Consider the following 4,291-nt stretch of genomic DNA (forward strand, 5'->3'; position numbering starts at 1 on the left):
ATACGATGAGAGGTTTTATACCATGAAATATGACTGGATTATTAAATTATTTGCAGGGCTTCCCGAGCGAATTGGGGCCCCTTCCATACAGCTGCAATCGGATTTGGAGAAAATGAGCGTAGCCGATCTGAAGGCCGCCATTTCTGACGAATACCCAGATCATCAAGCATTAATACAGATAGCTTTTATCGCATGCAACCACGTTTACGCCGCCGAGGATACGATCATACACGCCTCTGACGAGCTAGCCCTGCTTCCGCCAGTATCCGGAGGAGAAGAGAAACAAGAGCTTGCCAAGGAGCCTATAGAGCGCTATATCGTAACAAACGATGTCATTAGCTCCGATGCTGTGCTTGCAAAAGTTATTGTACCGGAAAATGGTGCCTCTATTGCATTTGTAGGAACAACGCGTGAATGGACACATGGGCAGCGTACGGTACGGCTTGAATATGAAGCCTATGCACCGATGGCCATTGCAACGATGCAGCAAATTGGCAATGAAATTGCCGAGCGCTGGCAAGGCGCCTTATGTGCCATCAGCCATAGAATTGGCGTTGTTGGCCTCGCTGAGACAAGCGTCGTTATCGCGGTGTCATCCCCCCACCGTGACAGCTGTTACGAGGCGAGCCGCTACGCCATTGAACGTCTTAAACAAATCGTCCCTATATGGAAGAAAGAAATTTGGGAAGACGGATCAGAATGGAAAGGGCATCAGCTTGGCCCGTGGAATCCTACTGAACAATTAAAGGACTTTTAGAATTACAACTAGGCGTGTCGAACATGGCTTCACGATGCTTTTAAGGAGATTAGCAAAAATGAACAAACCAATCACACAAAATAACGCTGCGCCTGAAATATCGGGCGTGGGATCAGCTCGTTATGCGAGACAAGTCCGCTTCTCACCCGTTGGAGAGAAAGGACAACAGCTGCTTACCGGCAGTCGCGCAGCGGTCGTTGGCATGGGTGCGCTTGGTTCTGTCATCGCCCAGCATTTAGTCAGATCCGGCGTTGGATATGTGCGTATTATAGACCGGGACATTATTGAATGGAGTAATTTACAGCGGCAAATGCTGTATACCGAAGAAGATGTATTATCGCTGCTTCCCAAAGCAGAGGCCGCTGCTGCGCATTTGCGAGCCATGAACAGCTCTGTCTTCATTGATCCGATAGTTGCTGATTTAACGGCAATGAATGCGGAAGAATTACTCACTGATGTTGATCTTATTGTTGATGGCAGTGACAACTTCTCTGTTCGATATTTAATTAATGATTATAGCGTGAAGTACAGCATTCCTTGGATTTATGGCGGAGCCGTCGGCGCATCGGGCATGACAATGACGATTATACCAGGCGAATCCCCCTGCTACCGATGCTTGTTCAATGAACCGCCTCCGCCTGGAACGACCGATACTTGTGAAACGGCAGGTGTCATCTCTCCAGTCGTTGACATCATCGGCTCTCTTCAAGCAACGGAAGCCATTAAGCTGCTCTCAGGCAACAAGAACGCACTTCACGGCACCTTATTTCAAGTTGACCTTTGGAATCATGCTTGGCTTCCTATTTCTGTGGCCAAATCGAAGCGAAGCCATTGCGACTGCTGCGGAAATAGGCAGTTCGCATTTTTGGAAGACCAAATGTCGGGATCAGCTGCTGCTCTATGCGGTCGCCATTCTGTGCAAATTACACCGAGTCAAGATGCTCTACTGAACTTGGAAGAGTTAGCTGAACGCTTAAAGCCGGTTGGCACAATAACACGCAATCGTTTTTTACTGCGAATTGAACTTGAGGCTGATTTGACCTTAGTCCTGTTCCAGGATGGCCGAGCCATCGTCCAAGGCACAGATCAATTATCAAAAGCAAGGTCGCTTTATGCTGAATTATTAGGTAATTAGTCGCTATTATAATACCCTCATATTGCCAATCCGATCAATCATTGCTACTATTGTAGGTATATCTTTTCTACTACTACCAATGAGGTGTCTCGATGAGAGTTCATGTTACAGAATTAATTAATGGAGACCGTTTAAGCAATGACACTTTCAACAATTACGGACTTCATGTACTCTCCAAAGGAACAGTACTCAATAACCAAGATATATCAAGATTATTTCAACATCAAATGGACTATATTGATATAGATGAAAGAGTAAGCGAAGAAACGGAAGGTCGTACACTTGAATCTACTATAAATCCCAAGTGGCTTCCTACCGTTCAGCCCCTTTACGAAAACGCTGTCAAAAGCTTTGAGGGATTATTCACGAAAGCGAATCAGCAAGGAAAAGTGGATGTCGAGGAAGTAACGTCCATCTTCCAGCCTCTACTGAGCAACCTCCAAATGGAACGCGATGTTGTATCTATGCTGCTATTACTCAATTCTAAAGACGATTATACGTATCAGCATTCCGTGCAGGTCGGTATGTTGTCGTATTATCTCGCTACTTGGGTCGGGTACTCCAATGAAGAAGCTGTTCGTATCGGCAATGCCGGCTTCCTCCATGATATCGGAAAATGCCGAATTGAAGAGAGCATTTTAAATAAGCCTGGGAAGCTGACTGATGAAGAGTACGAAGAAGTGAAGAGACACACCTTATACGGACATGAAATTATTTTAGACTCTCTGGATGAACCATTTGTAGCCATTGGAGCACTTCAACATCATGAGCGAAATGATGGCACTGGATATCCTCAAGGTCTGAAGGGTGATGAGATTCATCCCGTATCCAAAATCATTGCTGTAGTCGATATTTACAGTGCGATGATTTCCCAGCGCGTGTATCAACAGAAGCGTGATTTGCTTTTTGTACTAAAGGAACTTTATCAGCTGAGCTTCAAAGAGCTTGATCCCTATACAACCCACACCTTTATTAAACATATGATGCCTAATTTCATAGGCAAAAGAATCGAGCTTGTAGGTGGAGAAAGTGGAATTATTGTCATGACTCACCCTACCGAGTTTTTCCGCCCGCTTATTCAAATTGGTGAAGAATTCATCGATATGGCCATTGAGCGTGAGTATGAAATCCAGCAGGTTTATATTTAAATGTTTCAAAAACAACCCGAATTGCAGATCATATCTGCGATTGCGGGTTTTTTTTATGCTGCCGCTTATTCTTATCAACCACGTTCGCAACTTATACAATGATTTTATCGTTGTTATTGTAAATGATACCAAATATGCAAATTAAGACTAGAGGTGATGGAGTGAGAAGCATTTTAGCAATAATCATTATTGCTTTAATGATGACCGGATGCAAATCCGAAGCAATTAGTAATACACCAACTGTTCAACCAAGCGAGCTAACAATCATTGAACCGAACGAACAGCCGAATCGAGTCCGTGAAAAAGTTGTCATTTATAACCTCAAAAATGCTGATGGCAGCAAGGCAGCTATTGAAACCATCTATCAGACCATAACGGAAGCCGACCTTGTAGATGTATTTAAACAAACTTTTGAAGAAGCTGAACCATTAAAAGGTATCGTGAAAATGGCAGCTCCAACTTATAAAGTAATAATCGGCAGCTCTGAATATTATCTTTTGATCGGTGATGATAAAACAGATTCAATCGTTAATTTAGATGACTCGCATACGATGTTCAGGCTATCTCCTTCTAACACAATTAAGATTCGGGAAATACTATCTTGGTCAGAGCCAGAGAAAGTGGTCGAAGGACTTGTAATGGACAAAAAAGTTATGGCCCGAGATGCATCGAATCGAATTTTAGTGGCTGCGAACTGGTCAGAAGACGAGAGAAAAAGCCATTCGATGGATGATTGGTTTACAAAAGCAGAACAGAATCGCGAGCTAGCGTGGTACACCATCGATAAAGAAGTCTATGGCAAGCTGCATATTGGTCAGCCAGTGGCTATAAGAGCAGCAGCTATGCAGCTCGATTCATCGCCACCCATACGGTTCTCCATTACGGCACAAATCATTGATCCTATAATAACCAAATCACCCCTTTATTTAAGTCTAATTGAAAAAGAATTAAGCAATCAGCAGCTGCTTTTGACTCCGATCCGTCCAGATAAGGAATGGATTTTGGATGGTATTAATCCTAGCAGATATACGGTTAGTCCTATAAACAATGAAGCTGACTCTACTCGCCTAGAACAGGTTTCCATTTATATTTTTAAATCGGAGCAGCAGCTTGAAGAGGGTCTAAAGGATTTTCAAAACAAACCGAATTGATTAATATGCTTTACCCTCGTATTTATAAGATAAACAATGCGATGATTTTTTATTGGGCACATGGCAACATGGAAGAAACCGCTAAGCTTAGCAGCTATTT

Annotated in this window: 4 protein-coding genes; all 4 read left to right on the forward strand. The window is 43.3% G+C overall.

Annotated features, from left to right (window positions below; all coding sequences use genetic code 11):
* Positions 1-22 precede the first annotated feature (22 nt).
* The 4 genes from AC1DSE_RS31170 (at position 23) to AC1DSE_RS31185 (ending at position 4,191) form a co-directional block, all read left to right on the forward strand.
* Positions 23-757: a molybdenum cofactor biosynthesis protein gene (locus AC1DSE_RS31170; RefSeq protein WP_477510584.1), complete on the forward strand. Its 735-nt coding sequence runs from the start codon at positions 23-25 to the stop codon at positions 755-757.
* Between the two features lie 58 nt (positions 758-815).
* Positions 816-1,892: a ThiF family adenylyltransferase gene (locus tag AC1DSE_RS31175; protein WP_477510583.1), complete on the forward strand. Its 1,077-nt coding sequence runs from the start codon at positions 816-818 to the stop codon at positions 1,890-1,892.
* Positions 1,893-1,984: 92 nt separating this feature from the next.
* Positions 1,985-3,040, forward strand: coding sequence for an HD-GYP domain-containing protein (locus AC1DSE_RS31180; RefSeq protein ID WP_430063499.1), 1,056 nt, complete (start codon positions 1,985-1,987; stop codon positions 3,038-3,040).
* Between the two features lie 161 nt (positions 3,041-3,201).
* Positions 3,202-4,191: a YhfM domain-containing protein gene (locus AC1DSE_RS31185; RefSeq protein WP_477510582.1), complete on the forward strand. Its 990-nt coding sequence runs from the start codon at positions 3,202-3,204 to the stop codon at positions 4,189-4,191.
* The last annotated feature ends 100 nt before the right edge of the window (positions 4,192-4,291 follow it).

The sequence above is a fragment of the Paenibacillus sp. 01L418 genome (assembly GCF_056400045.1).